This window comes from Micromonospora sp. LOL_015 (genome assembly GCF_048060275.1).
Taxonomy (GTDB): Bacteria; Actinomycetota; Actinomycetes; order Mycobacteriales; family Micromonosporaceae; genus Micromonospora_E.
Genome location: NZ_JBHMIO010000011.1, coordinates 68,022 through 86,093 on the forward strand (window position 1 = coordinate 68,022; position 18,072 = coordinate 86,093).

At 71.3% G+C, this 18,072-nt stretch carries 15 protein-coding genes and 1 pseudogene; 5 read left to right on the forward strand and 11 right to left on the reverse strand.

Annotated elements, in window-relative coordinates; genetic code table 11:
* Positions 1–36 precede the first annotated feature (36 nt).
* Positions 37–2,703 carry a putative bifunctional diguanylate cyclase/phosphodiesterase gene (locus tag ACFHWU_RS12350; protein ID WP_416590601.1) on the reverse strand — a complete coding sequence of 889 codons (2,667 nt, stop codon included), beginning with the start codon at positions 2,701–2,703 and terminating at the stop codon, positions 37–39.
* Positions 2,704–2,951: 248 nt separating this feature from the next.
* Between ACFHWU_RS12350 and ACFHWU_RS12355 the strand changes: the two genes are divergently transcribed.
* The gene (locus tag ACFHWU_RS12355) at positions 2,952–3,389 is read left to right on the forward strand and encodes a PH domain-containing protein (RefSeq protein WP_416590602.1); all 438 of its coding nucleotides are present in this window, start codon (positions 2,952–2,954) and stop codon (positions 3,387–3,389) included.
* On the opposite strand, the gene ACFHWU_RS12360 is transcribed toward ACFHWU_RS12355, so the two are convergent.
* Together ACFHWU_RS12360 and ACFHWU_RS12365 are read right to left on the reverse strand one after the other, a co-directional pair.
* Positions 3,383–4,309: a 2-hydroxyacid dehydrogenase gene (locus ACFHWU_RS12360; protein ID WP_416590603.1), complete on the reverse strand. Its 927-nt coding sequence runs from the start codon at positions 4,307–4,309 to the stop codon at positions 3,383–3,385. The genes ACFHWU_RS12355 and ACFHWU_RS12360 overlap by 7 nt on opposite strands.
* Before the next feature lie 295 nt (positions 4,310–4,604).
* Positions 4,605–4,904, reverse strand: coding sequence for a DUF1540 domain-containing protein (locus ACFHWU_RS12365; protein WP_416553669.1), 300 nt, complete (start codon positions 4,902–4,904; stop codon positions 4,605–4,607).
* A 212-nt stretch (positions 4,905–5,116) separates the two neighbouring features.
* Between ACFHWU_RS12365 and ACFHWU_RS12370 the strand changes: the two genes are divergently transcribed.
* Both ACFHWU_RS12370 and ACFHWU_RS12375 read left to right on the forward strand, forming a co-directional pair.
* A complete protein-coding gene (locus ACFHWU_RS12370) occupies positions 5,117–6,304 on the forward strand; it encodes a PQQ-dependent sugar dehydrogenase (protein WP_416553667.1) in 1,188 nt (395 codons plus the stop codon).
* Positions 6,305–6,349: 45 nt separating this feature from the next.
* The gene (locus ACFHWU_RS12375) at positions 6,350–8,032 is read left to right on the forward strand and encodes a metallophosphoesterase family protein (protein WP_416590604.1); all 1,683 of its coding nucleotides are present in this window, start codon (positions 6,350–6,352) and stop codon (positions 8,030–8,032) included.
* Here the strand turns inward: ACFHWU_RS12375 and ACFHWU_RS12380 are convergent.
* Positions 7,992–8,282: a hypothetical protein gene (locus tag ACFHWU_RS12380; RefSeq protein ID WP_416590605.1), complete on the reverse strand. Its 291-nt coding sequence runs from the start codon at positions 8,280–8,282 to the stop codon at positions 7,992–7,994. The genes ACFHWU_RS12375 and ACFHWU_RS12380 overlap by 41 nt on opposite strands.
* A gap of 19 nt (positions 8,283–8,301) precedes the next feature.
* A complete protein-coding gene (locus ACFHWU_RS12385; RefSeq protein ID WP_416590606.1) occupies positions 8,302–8,613 on the reverse strand; it encodes a hypothetical protein in 312 nt (103 codons plus the stop codon).
* A 183-nt stretch (positions 8,614–8,796) separates the two neighbouring features.
* Between ACFHWU_RS12385 and ACFHWU_RS12390 the strand changes: the two are divergent.
* Both ACFHWU_RS12390 and ACFHWU_RS12395 read left to right on the forward strand, forming a co-directional pair.
* A pseudogene (locus ACFHWU_RS12390) lies at positions 8,797–9,476 on the forward strand (Scr1 family TA system antitoxin-like transcriptional regulator).
* Positions 9,467–9,664, forward strand: a complete 198-nt coding sequence (locus ACFHWU_RS12395) for a DUF397 domain-containing protein (protein ID WP_416590607.1) — start codon at positions 9,467–9,469, stop codon at positions 9,662–9,664. The pseudogene ACFHWU_RS12390 and the gene ACFHWU_RS12395 overlap by 10 nt, the downstream one beginning before the upstream one ends.
* Positions 9,665–9,726: 62 nt before the next feature.
* Here the strand turns inward: ACFHWU_RS12395 and gatB are convergent, their stop codons facing one another.
* From gatB to ACFHWU_RS12425, 6 genes are all read right to left on the reverse strand, one after another.
* Entirely contained in the window at positions 9,727–11,232 is a 1,506-nt protein-coding gene (gene gatB, locus ACFHWU_RS12400) for an Asp-tRNA(Asn)/Glu-tRNA(Gln) amidotransferase subunit GatB (RefSeq protein WP_416590608.1), read from the reverse strand.
* Between the two features lie 42 nt (positions 11,233–11,274).
* Complete coding sequence (gatA, locus tag ACFHWU_RS12405) at positions 11,275–12,753, reverse strand: Asp-tRNA(Asn)/Glu-tRNA(Gln) amidotransferase subunit GatA (protein ID WP_416553655.1); 1,479 nt, start codon at positions 12,751–12,753, stop codon at positions 11,275–11,277.
* A 3-nt stretch (positions 12,754–12,756) separates the two neighbouring features.
* Positions 12,757–13,056, reverse strand: coding sequence for an Asp-tRNA(Asn)/Glu-tRNA(Gln) amidotransferase subunit GatC (gatC, locus tag ACFHWU_RS12410; RefSeq protein ID WP_123600383.1), 300 nt, complete (start codon positions 13,054–13,056; stop codon positions 12,757–12,759).
* An 81-nt stretch (positions 13,057–13,137) separates the two neighbouring features.
* The gene (locus ACFHWU_RS12415) at positions 13,138–15,333 is read right to left on the reverse strand and encodes a putative bifunctional diguanylate cyclase/phosphodiesterase (RefSeq protein ID WP_416553653.1); all 2,196 of its coding nucleotides are present in this window, start codon (positions 15,331–15,333) and stop codon (positions 13,138–13,140) included.
* A gap of 238 nt (positions 15,334–15,571) precedes the next feature.
* Positions 15,572–17,758, reverse strand: coding sequence for an NAD-dependent DNA ligase LigA (ligA, locus tag ACFHWU_RS12420; RefSeq protein WP_416590609.1), 2,187 nt, complete (start codon positions 17,756–17,758; stop codon positions 15,572–15,574).
* A gap of 132 nt (positions 17,759–17,890) precedes the next feature.
* Entirely contained in the window at positions 17,891–18,052 is a 162-nt protein-coding gene (locus tag ACFHWU_RS12425; RefSeq protein WP_416553649.1) for a hypothetical protein, read from the reverse strand.
* Positions 18,053–18,072: the final 20 nt, after the last annotated feature.

Below are 18,072 nucleotides of genomic sequence, written 5' to 3' on the forward strand. Positions count from 1 at the left end.
GCTCCGCCCGCCCGCGCCTTGTCGCCGCCGATCGGGTCAGTGCGACGGGGTGGGGAAGTCGGCGATGTACGCCTCGGTCCGCTCCGCAGGTGCGGGGCGGGCCAGCGCGTACCCCTGACCGAACCGGCAGCCGGCGGCCTGCGCCTGGCTCACCTGACCGTCCGTCTCCAGCCCTTCGGCGACGATCTCCAGCCCGAACCGCCGGCCCAGCCCAGCCACCGCTTCCAGCATCGGGTGGACACTGTCCAGGCCGGCACCGGCGTCGGCGACCAGTGAACGGTCGATCTTGACAACGTCCAGCGGCAGCCGCCGCAGCTGGGCGATCGACGCCTGTCCGGCGCCGAAGTCGTCCAACGCGATTCGCACCCCGTACGCCCGCAGGTTCGCCAACTGCGCGAGGATCTGCGGATTCTCGGCAGCCGCCAGCTCCTCGGCGACCAGCGACTCGGCGACCTCGACGACGAGCCGATCCGGCCCGATACCCTGTGCGGACAGCATGGCCATCAGGTCGGCCACGAAGGTGGTCGCGGCCAACTCGGCCGGGGCGACGTTGACCGACAGCCACAGCCCGTGCCCCTCCCGTGACCAGGACGCCAACTGCCGGCAGGCGGTGGTCCGCGCCCACCGGCCGATGTGGCCCAGCAGCGACAGCTCCCGGGCCACGGCGAGCAACTCGGCCGGCAGCACCGTGCCGAGCACCGGGCTGCGCCAGCGCAGCAGCGCCTCGACCCCCACCGGTTTGCCGTCGACCAGGTCCACCACCGGCTGGTACACCACGTCCAACTCGCCCCGCTCGGCCGCGCCCGGCAGCTCCCGCTCCAGGTCCAGCCGCCGGACCAGCTGTTCCTCCAGGTAGGAGTCGTACCACTCGACCCGGTTGCGACCGAGCTGGCGGGCCCGGCGGCGGGCCAGGTCCGCCCGGCGCAGCACATCGTCCGCCCCGGCACCGCCGGCCACCTCGGCCATGCCGATGCTGGTCTGCAGCGCAACCACCGCGCCGGGCAGCTGGCACGGCTCGCGCAACGCCGCGACCAGCCGCGCCCCGGTCCCGTACGCCAGCATCGGGCCGGCGACGGTGACAACCGCGAACTCGTCGCCGCTGAGCCGGGCGACCACGTCGTCCGGCTCCACCGTGTCCCGCAGCCGCCGCCCCACCTCGACCAGCACCGCGTCGCTGACCTCCCGCCCGTACTGCTCGTTGACGCCGACCAGCCCGTAGAGGTCGATGATCAGCAACGCACCGGGGTGACCGGGCAGGTCCCGCTGGTTGGCGATCTGGCGCATCAGCTCCCGGCGGTTCGCCAACCCGGTCAGCTGGTCGGTGAAGCCGAGCTTGTACAGCCGCCGCTCCAGGTGCGCCCGCTCCCCCACGTCGCGCACATGCACCACGAGCGCTCCGACCTCGGGCACCGTCCGCTGGTCAGACACGGTGGACTCGGTGTCCCGCCACCGACCGTGGCCGTCCCGCAGCCGGGCGGTGACCAACGGGGTCCGAGTGGTCGGCACCAGCCGGCCAGTCACCACGCCGGCCAGCACCGCGATCACCTCAGGGACGTCCTCCGGATGCATCAGCTCGATGAACGGTCGGCCGAGCACCTGTGCGTCGGCCAGCCCGAACAGTCGCGCGGCGGCCGGTGACTGCCACCGCACCCGCAGGTCGTCGCCGAGGGTCAGGGTGAGATCGTTGCCGCCGGAGACCAACGAGCGGAAATGCGCCTCCTGGATGCTCAACCGCCGGGCGTAGGACCGCACGTCGGCCGCGGCCATCATCTCCCGGACCACCAGCGTCGGGATCACCGCAAGGCCGAGCAGGACCGACGTACGGTCGAACGATCCCTGGGTCGCCACGTGGTACGCGGCGGCCAGCGCGGCCACCACCGCCGGCACCGTCAACAGTGGGTACGCGGTGAGCCGGCCGCGCGCCGGGGTGACCGGCTGCGAGCCTGCCCGCTGTGCCCGCTGCGCCCCGATGACCAGTAGCAGCATGCCGCCGACCGCCGGGGCCGTCGACAGGCACCAGAGCCAGCCGGCGGTGCCGTACGCGAAGCAGACAGTTGGAGCGGCCAGCCCCACGAGGAGCGCGATGGAGCCGCCACCGCAGTAGAGCACCGCTGGGCGTTGCCTCCGCATCCCCAGGGCGGTGACCACGATGATCGACCCAGCCCCGATCACGCTCAGCTCGACGAAGAGTACGGCCGACGACGCAGTGTCGACCGGCGAGAGCAGCCAGCTGGCGAAGATCAGGCTGATCCCCAGGCTCAGCCCGTCGACCACCCGCCGCAGCCGCAGCCGCCAGGTCTCGGCGACGCCCGGCAGCAGCAGAATCGCCGCGAGGTGGCCGGCCAGCGCGAGGATGAGCCCGCTGAGCGCCAGGCCGGTCCGGGCCGCCGGCGGGCTGAAGGCGGCGACGCAGACCGCAGTGGCGCCGCCGATGCTGGTCACGGCGAGCAGATTGGCTCCGCGGCAGTTCCGGAGATCGCCGGTACGGGCGTGCGCGGTGACGGCCATCCGCGACAGCCGCAGACCGGGCATGCCGACGCCGAACAGCACCGCGCCGAGCACCGCGACCGGGGCGGTCAGCAGGCCGGCCGCGCCGGCGGTCAGCAGCAGCGCGGCGGCGCCGGCCTGTGCGGGCAGGGTCCAGCCGGGGGGTTGGGCCCGATGGGGACGGGGACGGGATGGTTCGGGGAACGCCTCAGGCACGGTGGCCGTCGCCTCCACGGAAGGGGTCGGGGCAAAGCCGGGCCGGGTCGGCCCACTGTGCCGGTCACAACGAACCAGTCCGGCGCCGGGTTACGGGGCGGTCACCGGAAATTTCCGGCGGGTTTCCGCAACCGGAACCGTCGGGTGCCCCCGGCCTGGTCGGGCGGCCGGGTCGGGCGGCGCACTCGCCGATGCCACCCGACCTACCCGGCAGCCGACACCCACCGGCCGGATGCCAGGATTGTCGGATGAGTCGCAGGGTAACTGTCCGGTTCCGGCCGCACCAGGCGATCATGCTGGCGGCGGTGATCGCGTTCGTCGGGTCACTGCCGCTGGCCAGTGCCCGCTGGTATCTGCTGCCGGTCCTGCTGCTGCCGCTGGCGATCGCGATCTGGGCGGTCCGCTCCGGAACCGATGCCGACCCGGCCGGGCTCCGGGTGCGGGCGCTGATCGGCCAGCGCCGGATTGGCTGGTCGCGGGTAGCCGAGCTGGCGGCCGACCCGCAGGGCCGGGCGGTGGCGCTGCTCACCGACGGCGAGCGGGTACGGCTACCCGCCGTACGGGCCGACGACCTGCCCCGGCTGATCGCCGCCAGCGGACAACCGCTCGACCCGGCGACTCCGCTCGACCCGGCGACTCCGACGGCCGACGCGACCGACGAACCGGCCACGCCGCCGACTCAATAGCCGTCCACCACCACGTTGTCCAGCGGCTCGCCCGCAGCCAGCCGGGTGACCTGCCGACCCGCCAGGGCGTACGCGCGAGGCAGCAGACCGCGTACCGACCCGGCGATGTGTGGACTGATCACCACGTTCGGCGACCTCCATAGCGGATGGTCTGCGGGCAGCGGTTCCGGGTCTGTCACGTCGAGTACGGCGCAGATCCGGCCGGTGGACAGCTCCGCGGTGAGCGCCGCAGTGTCGACCACCGGGCCGCGGGCGGCGTTGACCAGCAGCGCACCGTCGCGCATCGCGGCCAGCACGGCCGCGTCGACCATCCCCCGGGTCCGGTCGGTCAGCGGCACGATCAACACCACGATGTCGGCGTACGGCAACAGGGCGGGCAGCTCGTCGACGCCGTGCACCTGGACGGCCGGCCGGGCGGTCCGGGCCACCAGCGTGAACTCCACCTCGAACGGGGACAGCCGGGCACGCAGCGCGGCACCGATCGATCCGGCGCCGACGATGAGGACCCGTTTGCCGGCCAGCTCGTCGGTCGGGGCGAACTGCTCGTACGACCATTCTCGACGGGTCTGTGCCCGGATGAAGCCGGCGAAGTCGCGGACGTGGGTGAGGATCGCAGCGGCGATCCACTCCGCCGTCGACGAGTCGTGCACCCCGCGCGCGTCGCAGAGCGTCAGGTGCTCCGGCAGCCGCCCCACCCATGCGTCGGCACCGGCGGACAGCAACTGCACCACCTGAAGGTCCGGCATCTTGCCGGCCAGCTCCGCCGCTCCGGGCCGGGCCAGGAACGGCGGCACCCAGAACCGCACGCCGGCGGGGTCGGACGGCAGCTGGGTGAGGTCGGCGGCGACCTCGACGGTCACCTCGTCGGGCAGCCGGCCGAGCAGTTGTCGGCCGTGCGGGTGGGGGATCCAGACTTTCACCGGTCCGACGATAGCGGGCCATCCGGGTCCGGTCCGCTCAGGCCGGGCATCTCATGATCATCCGGTCACGCGACATCACTCTGCATCTGACGCCCGTTGCCTGCTTCTGAACAGGCTATCGCCGTCGGGACCGGTCACAGTCCGGTGCCACAGGGTCGACTACGACGTTTCCCTTGCGCGGAAACCACTATCCGGGAATTCGCCCGTAGCCGGTGCCGCCGACGCGGGAGCGACCCCGGCCACGGGCTCGTCCCACGACCGGTGCCGCTGCGGTTCTGGCCGGACCTGCAGCGGGTCAGGCAGGTTCGTAGGTCATGCAGTCGGCCGTCTCCCGGCTCGGCCCGACCCGGATCGCCGGTGCCCGGCACTCCAACTCGGCGTTGAACCGGCAGTCGGCGCGCTTGCAGGCACCAACCTGGGCGATCACCGCGTCGAGGCCGCCTTTGGACGAAATGTCAAAGAAGGTGGTGCAGCTGGCGCTGTCCGCCTCGGTCCCGATCGTGATAGCGAAGGCGTGGCAGCCCTCGTGCTGGTTGTACGCGCACTCCACGACGGTGCACTCCTGCACCCGGGGCATCTCCATCATCGCGGTCATGGTGGTCCTCCTAGCTTGGCAGCATCCGGCAGCGTCACCGCCACTGTGGGAAAACAGTAGTCCACTGCAATCGAATATATGGCGCTTATTCACTTCTCGCAATTTTGGGAACCCTTACCTAACACCATCCGATTTCATATTGGATACCCTCACCTAAGTACCCGGGGACGCCATCGGATGCGGATGTCCGGCAGCGGACTAGTCTGGTGCGGGTGAACGCTCGCCTGCCGTACCGCCGCTCGTCGCGTCGCCCGACCGCCGCGATCACGGCGACCGCCGCCGCCAGCCTGACCACCCTGCTGCTCGCCGGCGGCTGCACGTTCGGCGAGCCGGAGCCGGACCAGGCCGGCGCGCCCCCCACTTTCCCCGCCCCGACCGAGACACCGGCCGGCGGCGGCGTCGATCAGCAGGTAGCCGTCACCGTGCTGGCCAGCAGGCTGGCGGTGCCGTGGGGGGTGGCGTTCCTGCCGGACGGCGCCGCGCTGGTCACCGAGCGGGACAGCGCCAAGATTCTGCAGGTCGGGCCCGGTTCGAGCCCGGACGGGCTGGACGTCACCGAGGTGCAGACCATCGACCAGGTCGACGGCGGCGGTGAGGGCGGGCTGCTCGGCATCGCCGTCTCCCCCGAGTACGCCACCGACGAAACGGTGTTCATCTACTACTCCACCGCCGAGGACAACCGGATCGCCCGGCTGACGCTGGGCGACGAACCGGAACCGATCGTCACCGGCATCCCGCTCTCCGGCATCCACAACGGCGGCCGGCTCGCCTTCGGGCCCGACGGCTACCTGTACGCCACCACCGGCGACGCCTCGGACACCGGCCTGTCCCAGGACCAGGAGAGCCTCGGCGGCAAGATTCTGCGGATGACACCGGACGGCGAGCCGGCCCCCGACAACCCGTTCCCCGACTCGCTGATCTGGTCGTTGGGCCACCGAAACGTGCAGGGCATCGCCTGGGACGCTCAGGACCGGCTGTACGCCACCGAGTTCGGCCAGAACTCCTGGGACGAAATCAACCTGATCGAGCCGGGCGAGAATTACGGTTGGCCGCAGGTCGAGGGCGAAGGCGGGGACGGACGATTCGTCGACCCGCTGATTGTCTGGCCGACCGGAGAGTCCTCCTGCTCCGGGGCGGCCGTGGTGGACCGGATCCTGGCCGCCGCCTGTCTGCGCGGCGAGCGGCTGTGGCTGGTCGAGCTGACCGAGTCCGGTACGGTGTTCGGCCAGCCCCGCGCGCTGCTAACCGAGGAGTACGGTCGACTACGCACCGTCGTGCGGGCACCGGACGGCTCGGTCTGGTTGACCACCTCGAACCAGGACGGCCGGGGCGAACCGGCCCCGGAGGACGACCGTATCCTGCGGCTGGTCTTCGCCGACGGCGGAGCCGGGCGCAGCTGACCCCACCAGCCTCCCCACCTTCGATCAGACAGGCATGATCTCAGCATGAGCGACGAGCAAACGGCCGACCGGAGCCGTCCCGGCCAGCAGCCGGGCCGTCCGGCTCAGCAGCCGGGTCGCCCCGGGCGGTGGCTGGCACACGCCGGGCGACGGCTCGGCTCGGTCAGCCGTACCGCAGGTCGCGGATTCGGGCGGGCCGCGCGGTCACGAGCCACCCGACGGATCGGCGTGGCGCTCGCGGTCGTCGCGGTCAGTCTGGCCGGGGTCGTCATCGGTGTCCTGCTCGGGGCCCGTGCCGACGTCGACATCGGCCCGTTCCGGGCCGATATGGCGGTGACCCCGGCGGTGGACGGCGGCACCACCATGGCCATCCCGCCGCTCGGCGCGCTGCACGTCGACAGCCACGAAGGGCCGGTCCAGCTCTCCATCCGGCTCGGCTCCCTCGACCAGGTCCGCACCCTCGCCCTGCTCGACGACCCGAACGCGATCACCCGGGCCAGTCAGACCGTGGTCGGCGACGTCACCGAGGGGGTGCTGCGGCTCGGTATCCGTACCATCGCGGTCGCCGTGCTCACCACCTTGATCCTCGCCGCGCTGGTCTTCCGCGACACCCGCCGGGTCGCCTGGTCTGGCACCCTGGCGCTGCTGATCACCGGCGGCAGCATCGGCGTCGCGGCGGCGACCATCCGGCCGGAGTCGATCGAGGAGCCACGGTACGAGGGTCTGCTGGTCAACGCCCCGGCGGTGGTCGGTGACGTACAGCGGATCGCCACCAACTACAGCCAGTACGCCGAACAGCTGCAGCACATCGTCAGCAATGTCAGCCGGATCTACACCACCGTGTCGACGCTGCCCGTCTACCAGGCAGCCGAGGGCACCACCCGGGTGCTGCACGTGTCGGACATGCACCTCAACCCGACCGGCTGGTCGGTGATCCGTACCGTGGTCGAGCAGTTCGACATCGACGTGGTGATCGACACCGGGGACATCACCGACTGGGGCAGCGAGCCGGAGGCGAACTACGTCGCCTCGATCGGGCTGTTGGAGGTGCCGTACGTGTTCATCCGCGGCAACCACGACTCGATCCGCACCCAGGAGGCGGTCGCCAGCCAGCCGAACGCGATCGTGCTGGACAACGAGGTCACCGAGGTCGCCGGGCTGGCCATCGCCGGTATCGGCGACCCCCGGTTCACCCCGGACAAGCAGACCAGCCCGGCCGACGGCGGGTTGTCCAAGCCGGCCACCGACCAGGTGATCGGGGTCGGCGAGCAGCTTGCCGCGACGATCCTGGGCACCGACGAACCGGTAGATATCGCCCTGGTGCACGACCCGGTGTCGGCCGGCCCGCTGTCCGGCACCACGCCGCTGGTGCTGGCCGGGCACACCCACAACCGGGAGGTCCGGATGCTCGCCGAGATCCCCGGTGAGCAGCCGACCCGGCTGATGGTGGAGGGTTCGACCGGCGGGGCCGGACTGCGCGGTCTGGAGGGCGAGGAGCCGACGCCATTGGCCTTGACGGTGCTGTACTTCGACGCCGAGCACCAGTTGCAGGCGCACGACGACATCCGGGTCGGCGGTACCGGCCAGGCCCAGGTCACCCTGGAACGGCACGTCATCGCCGGCGCTGAACCGGAAGCGGATCCGTCGGCATCGCCGACTCCTACCGCCGATCCGTCCGCGACCCCGACTACCACTCAGTCCGCGACCCCGGCACCCAGCCCGTCCTGAGTTCCACCTTGGTCCCGGAAGCCGGCCCTGGCCGGATGACCGCGCCGGGGCGGCGCAGCGCCGCCGCGCGGACCATCACCATCATCATCTGGCCGTCCCGGTTGCCGTGCAGTCGGGTGCCCAGCAGATGAATCCATTCGATATTCGGGTGGGCGGCCTCGGCGCGGACGTGGATGACCCTCAGTCGCAGGGGTCCGTCACCATTCAAATAGTCGCTCGCGCCGATTTCGATGACGTCCCACGGCTGCACCAGCGGCGATCTTGTCGACTCAGTCATCGCCACCTGCCCCGGTCGCCGGGTCGGCAGTGAGCCAGATGCCGACCGAGGCGAGCAGCCGGCGGATGGTCCGGGCGGCATCGCGGTCGTACCGGTCCAGGTAGGCCACCGCGAGCCGCAGCCCCGGACAGGTGATCGTGCCGCAGCGCGGACACCCGGTCACCGGGTCGGGCAGGTGCATCGCGGCCAGGTGGCGGGCGCGGGCGATCACCGGGTGGTTGACGTAGCCGGGCACGGCGCTGCCGGTCGGCACCGACATCCAGCCGAGTACGCCGTGCCGGCGCAATTGATCTTTGTCATTCATTCTTGCACCACGCGTCCCCCACCGGGACGACAATGGACGCCTTCTCGAATTTCCCACTCCTCCACCCTTGGACTTCCCCGCCTCCCCTATGGAAGGTGGGCTTCGTCCTCGTAGCAACAACATCCGTCACGGGGCAACCCCTGCCCACCGCAAAGCGATTCTGTAGAGAGCTGGAGGAAACGAATGTCTGGAGCAGCGAGCGCATATCTGATAGCGGAGCTCCGCCGCCGCCGCGAGTTGGCCGGGCTCACCCAGGAGCAGTGGGGCGCCGCCCTGCACTGGTCGGCCCAGCACGTCAGCGCGGTCGAGCGCGGTGCCCGGCCGATCCGGCTCGACTACCTGGCCACCATCGACCGGGTCTTCAACTGCGACTACTCGACCCTCTGGGAGCTGCTGCTGCGCACCGAGCGGGCCCCGGTCTGGCTGCGCCCGTGGCTGGAGCACGAACGGGAGGCGATCATGCTGCGCTGCTACGAGCCGCTGCTGGTGCCCGGCCTGCTGCAGACCGAGGCGTACGCCCGCGTCATCCTCACCCATGCCGGGGTGGCGATCGACGACGTCGACACCACCGTCGGCGACCGGCTCGGCCGGCAGGAGATCCTGCACCGGGCCGAGCGGCCGTGCCGCTTCGTCGGGGTGATCGACGAGGCGGTGCTGACCCGGGGCTGAACGGCCCGTTCACTCTGGCCAGCCTGGACGGCCGGGCGGCCGGCTTCGTCGACGGGCCGTTGGAGGGCCAGACCATCGAGTTGGAGGCCGATCTGACCAGACTGGAGCATGCCTGGGAGTCGCTGCGGGAGTACGCTCTGCCCAGCGAGCAGTCCGTGGCGTTGATGCAGGAGGCAGCCGACAGATGGGCATGACGACCGATCCTCGACCGGCCTGGCGGACCAGCAGCCGCAGCAACGGCACCGGCGGCAACTGCGTCGAAGTCGCCGACAACCTGCCCGGCCGGGTCCTGGTCCGCGACAGCAAGAACCGCACCGGCGGCACCCTCACCTTCTCCCCGCAGCCTGGCAGACATTCGTCAGCCACCACCAGCGGTAGATGACGCGAGCCGCGTCGGGCAGTGCCCGACGCGGCTCGTCCGCTGTGGTTGGCCGCGCGCCCGCCTCAGCCCTGTGCGCCGAGGCGGGACAGGATCAGCTCCCGGACGGTACGCGCGTCAGCCTGGCCCCGGGTCGTCTTCATCACCGCGCCGACCAGCGCCCCGGCCGCCGCCACCTTGCCGTCGCGGACCTTCGCCGCGATGTCCGGGTTGGCGGCGATCGCCTCGTCGACGGCGACGGTCAACGCACCGGTGTCGGAGACCACCTCCAGGCCGCGCGCGGTCATCACCTCGGTCGGCGTGCCCTCCCCGGCGGCCACCGCCTCCAGGACGGTACGGGCCAGCTTGTCGTTGAGCTTGCCGGCGTCGACCAGCCCCTGCAGCTCGGCCACGTGCGCCGGGGTGACCCCCAGCGCGGTCAGCTCCACACCGGACTCGTTGGCCCGGCGGGCCAGCTCACCCAGCCACCACTTGCGGGCACCGGCCGGGGTGGTGCCGGCCGCCACGGTCTGCTCGATCAGCTCGACCGCGCCGGCGTTGACCACCGACTGCATGTCGTGGTCGGTCAGCCCCCACTGCTCCTGCAGCCGCTTGCGGTGCACCCGGGGCAGCTCCGGCAGGGCCGCCTTCAGCTCGGCCACCCAGGCGGCGTCCGGGGCGAGCGGCACCAGGTCAGGCTCCGGGAAGTAGCGGTAGTCGGTGGCGGTCTCCTTGGACCGGCCCGACGTGGTGTCGCCGCTGTCCTCGTGGAAGTGCCGGGTCTCCTGCACGATCCGGCCACCGACGTCGAGCACCGACGCCTGGCGCAGCATCTCCGCGCGTACCGCCCGCTCCACCGACCGCAGCGAGTTGACGTTCTTGGTCTCGGTGCGGGTGCCCCACTCGGTCTGCCCGACCGGGGTCAGCGAGGTGTTGACGTCGCAGCGCAGCGAGCCCTGCTCCATCCGTACGTCGGACACGCCCAGCGAACGGATCACGTCCCGCAGCTCGGTGACGTACGCGCGGGCCACCTGCGGTGCCCGGTCCCCGGTGCCGGGGATCGGCTTGGTGACGATCTCCACCAGCGGGATGCCGGCCCGGTTGTAGTCGACCAGCGACTCGGTCGCACCGTGAATGCGCCCGGTCGCGCCGCCGACGTGCAGCGTCTTGCCGGTGTCCTCCTCCAGGTGCACCCGCTCGATGCCGATCCGCACCATCTCGCCGTCGACCTCGACGTCGAGCCAGCCGTCCACGCACAGCGGCTCGTCGTACTGGCTGATCTGGTAGTTCTTCGGCATGTCCGGGTAGAAGTAGTTCTTCCGGGCGAACCGGCACCAGTCGGCGATCGAGCAGTTGAGTGCCAGCCCGATGCGGATCGTCGCCTCGATCGCCGCCTTGTTCGCTACCGGCAGCGAGCCGGGCAGCCCGAGGCAGACCGGGCAGACCTGGGTGTTCGGCTCGGCGCCGAACCCGGTCGGGCAGCCGCAGAACATCTTGGTGTTGGTGCCCAGCTCGACGTGCGTCTCCAGGCCGATCACCGGCTCGTAGCGGGCGACGACATCCTCGTACGTGGGCAACGCGGTCGTGCTCATCTCACAGCTCCAACTCTCGATCGCAGGTCAGCACGTCGCCGCTCAGAGCTCCGGCGGGGTGAGGGTGCCGACCGCCGACTCCAGGGCCGCCGCGACCCGGTACATCCGGTCGTCGGCCATCGTGGGTGCCATCACCTGCAACCCGACCGGCAGCCCGTCGGCCAGCCCGCACGGCACCGAGATGGCCGGGCCGCCGTACAGGTTGGTCGGGATGGTGAACAGGTCGGCCAGATACATCTGGTACGGGTCGGCGGTGCGCGCCCCGAGCGGGAACGCCACGAACGGCGTGGTCGGCGAGATCAGCACGTCGACCTGCTCGAACGCGGCGGTGAAGTCGCGGGTGATCAGGGTACGGACCTTCTGCGCCTGCCCGTAGTAGGCGTCGTAGTAGCCGCTGGACAGCGCGTACGTGCCGAGCATGATGCGCCGCTTTACCTCCTGACCGAAGCCCTGGTCGCGGGTCAGCGACATGACCTCTTCCAGGGACCGGTTGCCGTCGTCGCCGCTGCGCAGCCCGTACCGGACGCCGTCGTAGCGGGCCAGGTTGGACGAGCATTCACTCGGCGCGATCAGGTAGTACGCCGGCAGCGCGTAGTCGAAGTGCGGGCAGGAGACCTCGACGACCTCGGCCCCGAGCTTGGTCAGCGCGTCGACGGCGTCACGGAAGGCGGCCAGTACGCCCGGCTCGGCGCCTTCGCCGGAGGCGAACTGGGTGACCAGGCCGAGCCGGACCCCGGTCAGATCACCGGCGGCTCCGGCGCGGGCCGCTTCGACCACCGGCGGCACGGCGGCCGGGATCGAGGTGGAGTCGCGCGGGTCGTGGCCGGCGATCGCCTCGTGCAGCAGCGCCGCGTCGAGCACCGTCCGGGCGCACGGTCCGGGGGTGTCCAGCGAGGAGGAGAAGGCGATCAGCCCGTACCGGGAGGTGCCGCCGTAGGTCGGCTTGACGCCGACGGTGCCGGTGACCGCGCCCGGCTGGCGGATCGAGCCGCCGGTGTCGGTGCCGATCGCCAGTGGAGCTTCGCAACCGGCGACCGCGGCCGCGCTGCCGCCGCCGGATCCGCCGGGGATTCGGGTCAGGTCCCACGGGTTGTACGTCGGCCCGTACGCCGAGTACTCGGTCGACGAGCCCATCGCGAACTCGTCCATGTTGGTCTTACCGAGGATCGGCATGCCGGCAGCGCGCAGCCGGGCGACGATCGTCGCATCGTACGGTGGCCGCCAGCCGTCGAGGATCTTTGACCCGGCGGTGGTCGGTACGCCCTTGGTGGTGACGACGTCCTTGACCGCGATCGGTACCCCGGCCAGCGGGCCGAGCGGCTGCCCGGCGGCGCGGGCGGTGTCGACGGCCTGCGCGGCGGCGAGCGCACCGTCGGCGTCGACGTGCAGGTACGCGTGCACCCGCTCGTCGACGCCGGCGATCCGGTCCAGGTGGGCGCGGGTCACCTCGACGGCGCTGGTGTCGCCGCCGGCGATCAGCCCGGCCAGCTGCGCGGCGGTCATCCCGGTGAGTTCGGACATGGTTCAGACCTCCTCGTCCAGGATGCGCGGCACCCGGAACCGGCCGTCCTCGGCGTCCGGGGCGGCGGCGAGCGCGGCGTCGCGGTCCAGACCGGGGACGACGACGTCGTCGCGCAACACGTTGGTCAGCGGCACCGAGTGCGAGGTGGGCGGGATGTCGTCGGCGGCGACCTCGCCGATCCGGGCGACGGACTGCAGGATGACGTCGAGCTGGCCGGCGAACGTCGCCAGTTCGTCCTCGGTCACGGCCAGCCGCGACAGTCGCGCCAGGTGCGCGACCTCCTCGCGGGAGATGGCGGCCATCTGCGCCCCCTTCGTACGGTGATCGAACGGTTGGCCCGGGATTCTCGCTCAGCGTGGCTCAGCGGGCCGGACCCGACGAGTCTATTTCTCCGGTGGGCCGGCCGAGTCATCGGGCGGGCCGGGCGGGTCTGGCCGCCGGTCTGACGGCGGGTCTGCCGAGTCATCCAGCAGGCCGGGCGGAACGCCACGTGGGCCGGGGACCAGTGGACGGTACCGGGCCAGCCAGCTGACCAGTTCGTCGGCGGGCATCGGCCGGGCGTAGAACCAGCCCTGGGCGACGTGGCAGCCGAGCGCGTGCAACCGCCGCCAGGAGGCGTCGTCCTCGACGCCTTCGGCGACCACCCGCAGCCCGAGCGCCCGGGCCAGCTCGATCACCGAACGGACGATGGCCGCGTCGTCGGTGTCGGCGGCCATGCCGAGGACGAACGAACGGTCGATCTTGACTTCGGACAGCGGGAGCCGGCGCAGGTGCTGCATGGACGAGTAGCCGGTGCCGAAGTCGTCCAGGGCGATCGCCACCCCGATGGCGTCCAGCCGGGAGATGGTGGCCAGCACCCGCCGGGGGTCGGCCATCAACGCCCCCTCGGTGATTTCCAGCTGAAGTTGCTCGGGTGACAGGTTGTAGCGGGCGAGCCGGTCGGAGATCTGATCGGCGATCTCGCCGGTGTGCAGATCGCGGACGCTGACGTTGACGGCTGCCCGCATGGTGATCCCGGCGGCGGCCCACTTGGCGATCTGCTCGACGACGTCATCGACGACCCGACGGGTGAGCAGGCGCATCACGGCGCTCTGCTCGGCAACCTTGATCAGCTCTTCCGGGTCGACCATGCCCCGGCGCGGATGCCGCCAGCGCAGCAGCGCCTCCACCCCGACCACCTCGCCGGTCGCAATCTCCACCTGCGGCTGGTAGTACATGGTGATCTCGCCGACGTCGTCGACCTCCCGACCGGGGTCGGCCGCGTGCGCGCCGTTGACGTCGAGCACCCGACGCAGGTCGGCGAGGAGACTGAGCCGTTCCGGCGTGTTGTGGTCCGACTCGGCCGTGTAGACGGCGGTGCCGTCACCGGTGTCCTTGGCGTCGTACATGGCGACGTCGGCGTGCTGCAGCAGGGTGGCGAAGTCCCCACCGTGCTCGGGGTAGAGGGCGATGCCCACCGATCCGCCGACGTCCAGCGGCAGCCCGTCCAGGGCGACCGGCTCAGCGAGCGCGGTCACCACTTGTTCGGCGATGTCCCGGGCCTCGTCCGCCCCGGTGAGTCGGGTGGCCAGAATGGCGAACTCGTCACCGCCGAGCCGGACCACCAGGTCCTGCGGTCGGACCACCATGGCCAGCCGCAACCCCACCTCGACCAGCAGCCGGTCGCCGACCAGGTGCCCCAGCGCGTCGTTGACCCGCTTGAACCGGTCCAGGTCGAGCAGCAGCAGCGCCATCCGGGCATCCGGCGCACCGCGGCGGAGCGCGTTGGCGTGTGCCGGCACCTGGTCGGCGATCTCGCCGATCAGTGCCTTGCGGTTGGCCAGCCCGGTCAACGGGTCCAGCCGGGCCGACCGTTCCTGCTCGCTGGCCAACGCAGCCATCCGGTAGACCGCGTACAGCGGCACCAGCACCAGCGGGATCAGCGCCGGGTCGACCTGCGCGGCGACCACCAGCACCGGCCCGAGCAGCAGCAGCGACCCCGTGGAGGACAGCTCGAAGCCGATGCCACGGCGGGCCGACCGCCACCACCGGCCGCCGAAGCGCAGCCGGATCGCCAGGGTGACCGTGCTGTAGTTGACCGCCGACCAAGCGGCCGCCGCGCCGACCGCCACCGCGACGTCGCTCCAGGCCAGCTCCGCGGCGCCGGCGAAGGTGCCCGGCCCGGCCAGTCCGGCCACCGCCGCTGCGGCGGCGAGCGCCAGCGCGTACTGCGAGCTGTTGAACAGGGCCCGCCACGGCACGTGCCGGGCCCGCCAGGCGAAGACCGCAACCGCGACGGCCTGCACCGCGACCGCCGGGCCGAGGCCCCAGGCGAGCAGGATGGCGAAGGTGAAACAGACCGACGGGAAGACCTCGGATCGGCGCCGCCGACCCGGTGGGGTGAACGGTCGGGCGTCGCCGACCACCGCGAGCAGGGCCATCAGCCAGAATGCCGCCGGCAGGTCGGAAATCTGGGCGGGCAGGTTCAGCAACGGTACGGCGCAGACGGCGAGCGCCGCAGCGGTCACGCCGCCAACGAAGCCGAAGAAACCAGGCGCGCGTTCCGGAGGAACGGAGTTCCGCAGTGCCGCGGCCTCCATCTGCCCTCCCGTCGCGCTCCCGTGGCCCGCTTCGCCGACTCAGCACGAGCCGGGCGTCCCACCGACGTCCTACACCTTAAGGATGGACGGCCGGCGGGTCAGGGGTGAAGCGCGGTCGTGACTGATTTGAGACGCGGTCGGCGAATGCCCGCCGCGGGATTCCCGGCCGTCGAGAAATGGCATCCGCCAATTGTCGGAGCTCCGGCGATGGTCCGGGCCGGCCGGCGCCGGAGCGCCGCTAGCTGGCGGCGGCGGGCTCGGCCGTACCGGCCGGATCGGCAGGCTGGGCGGACTCGGCCGGCTGGTCCGGTTCGTTGACGGCGACCGCTCGGGCCGCGTCCGTCCCTTCCTCGAGGAGAACCCCGAAGCCTGCCTCGTCGAGCACCGGGACACGCAGTGATACGGCCTTGTCGTACTTCGATCCCGGGCTGTCGCCGACCACCACGAACCCGGTCTTCTTCGACACCGAGCCGCTGACTTTACCGCCTCGGGACTGCACCGCCTCGGCCGCCTCGTCACGGGAGTACTTGGCGAGCGAACCGGTGATCACGACGGTGACGCCGACCAACGGACGCGGCGCCTGGTCGTCACCGGCTTCCTCGACCATCCGCACGCCCGCCACACGCCAGCGCTGGACCACCTCCTGAGCGTGTGGGGCGGCGAACCAGTCGGCGGCGGCTGCGGCGATCACCGGGCCGACCCCGTCGACGTCGACCAGTTGCTCCTGGCTAGCGGCGGCGATCGCGTCGATCGAACGGAACTCGCGGGCCAGCGCCTGGGCGGCGACCGGGCCGACGTGCCGGATGGAGAACGCGACGATGATCCGCCACAGCGGCCGTTGTTTGGCCTCGGCAAGGTTGGCCAGCAGCTTCTTCGCGTTCTCGGTCAGCTCCCCGCTCTGGTTGCAGAAGAACTCGACTCCGGACAAGCGGTCCGCATCAAGATCGAATAGGTCGCCGATGCTCTGCACGGCACCGGAATCGACCAGGGCGATCGCCGACCGCTCCCCCAGCGCCTCGATGTCGAGAACACTGCGACCGGCGATGTACTCCAGCTTGCGGGTCAACTGCGCCGGGCAGTCAAGATTCGGACACCGGATATCGGCGTCACCTTCTTTTTCGTAGCGCAGCTCGGTGCCACACTCCGGGCACTCGGTCGGCATCACGAACTCGCGCTCGGCGCCGGTCCGCAGATCGACGACCGGGCTGACCACTTCGGGAATGACGTCGCCCGCTTTCCGCAGGACCACCATGTCGCCGATCAGTACCCCTTTGCGGGCCACCTCTCCGGCGTTGTGCAGGGTGGCGAAGCCGACCGTCGAACCGGCCACCTTGACCGGGTCGAGCACCGCGTACGGGGTGACCCGCCCGGTCCGTCCGACGTTGACCTTGACGTCGAGCAGCCGGGTGTTGACCTCCTCCGGCGGGTACTTGTAGGCGATCGCCCAACGCGGAGCGCGACTGGTGGAGCCGAGACGGCGCTGGACCGACACCTCGTCGATCTTGACCACCACGCCGTCGATCTCGTGCTCCACCTCATGGCGGTGCGAGGCGAAGTGGGCGATGAAGTCACGCACCCCGTCGCGGTCGCCGACCACCTGCCAGCGTTGGCTGATCGGCAGCCCCCAGTCGGCCAGCTGCCGGTACGCGTCGGACTGGCGTACCGGCTCGAAGCCTTTGCGCGCCCCCAGGCCGTGCACCACCATGCGCAGCCCGCGTCCAGCGGTGATTCGGGGATCCTTCTGCCGCAGCGAGCCGGCGGCGGCGTTACGCGGGTTCGCGAACGGCGCCTTCTCCTGGGCGACCAGGCTGGCGTTGAGCTCGTCGAACGCGGCCACCGGGAAGTAGATCTCGCCACGCACCTCCAGCAGCTCGGGTGCCTCACCAGCCAACCGCTCCGGGATCTGCCGGATGGTCCGCACGTTCGGGGTGATGTCCTCGCCAACCCGACCGTCGCCCCGGGTCGCCGCCCGGGTCAGCACGCCCCGCTCGTAGGTGAGGTTGACCGCGAGGCCGTCGACCTTCAGCTCGCACAGGTAGTTGACCGGGCCACCGGCGTCGCGCTCGACCCGGTCGGCCCAGGCCGTGAGCTCATCGTCGTCGAAGGCGTTGTCCAGGCTCATCATCCGCTCGGCGTGGTTCACCGGGGCGAACTGGGTGGCGTATGCGTAGCCCACCCGCTGGCTGGGCGAATCCGGCGTACGCAGCGACGGGTGCCGCTCCTCCAGCTGGTTCAGCTCCCGGATCAGCAGGTCGTACTGCCCGTCAGAAATCTCCGGCGCGTCGAGGACGTGGTAGCGGAACTGGTGGCGATCGATCTCCTCGGCGAGCGTGGCGTGCCGCTCCCGGGCGGCCGCGTCGGGCTCCTCACCGGCCTGCGCCTGCCCGGCGGCGCTGACCTGCTGCGGAACGACTTCCTCGGACACCGGCTGACCTCCGTGTTCGGATCTACCTGCGCACCGTATCGGTCGGCACCGACATTCGCGGATACCGGCCGGCGGTCCGACCGCGGTCACCCGTGTGGCGGCCCGACCGCGGTCACTCGCGAACCGGCCCGGTCACTCGCCCTGGACGAGGTTGAACACGGCCACCCCGGCGCACCACAGGAAGCACAGCACGAAGACCACCACCAGCACGGCGATGATCAGTCCGCGGTACATCCGCCACCAGCCGCGCTGACCGGCGGCCGGGTCACCGTCGCTGTCACCGTGGTAGCTCATCGCCACCAACGGTAACCGTA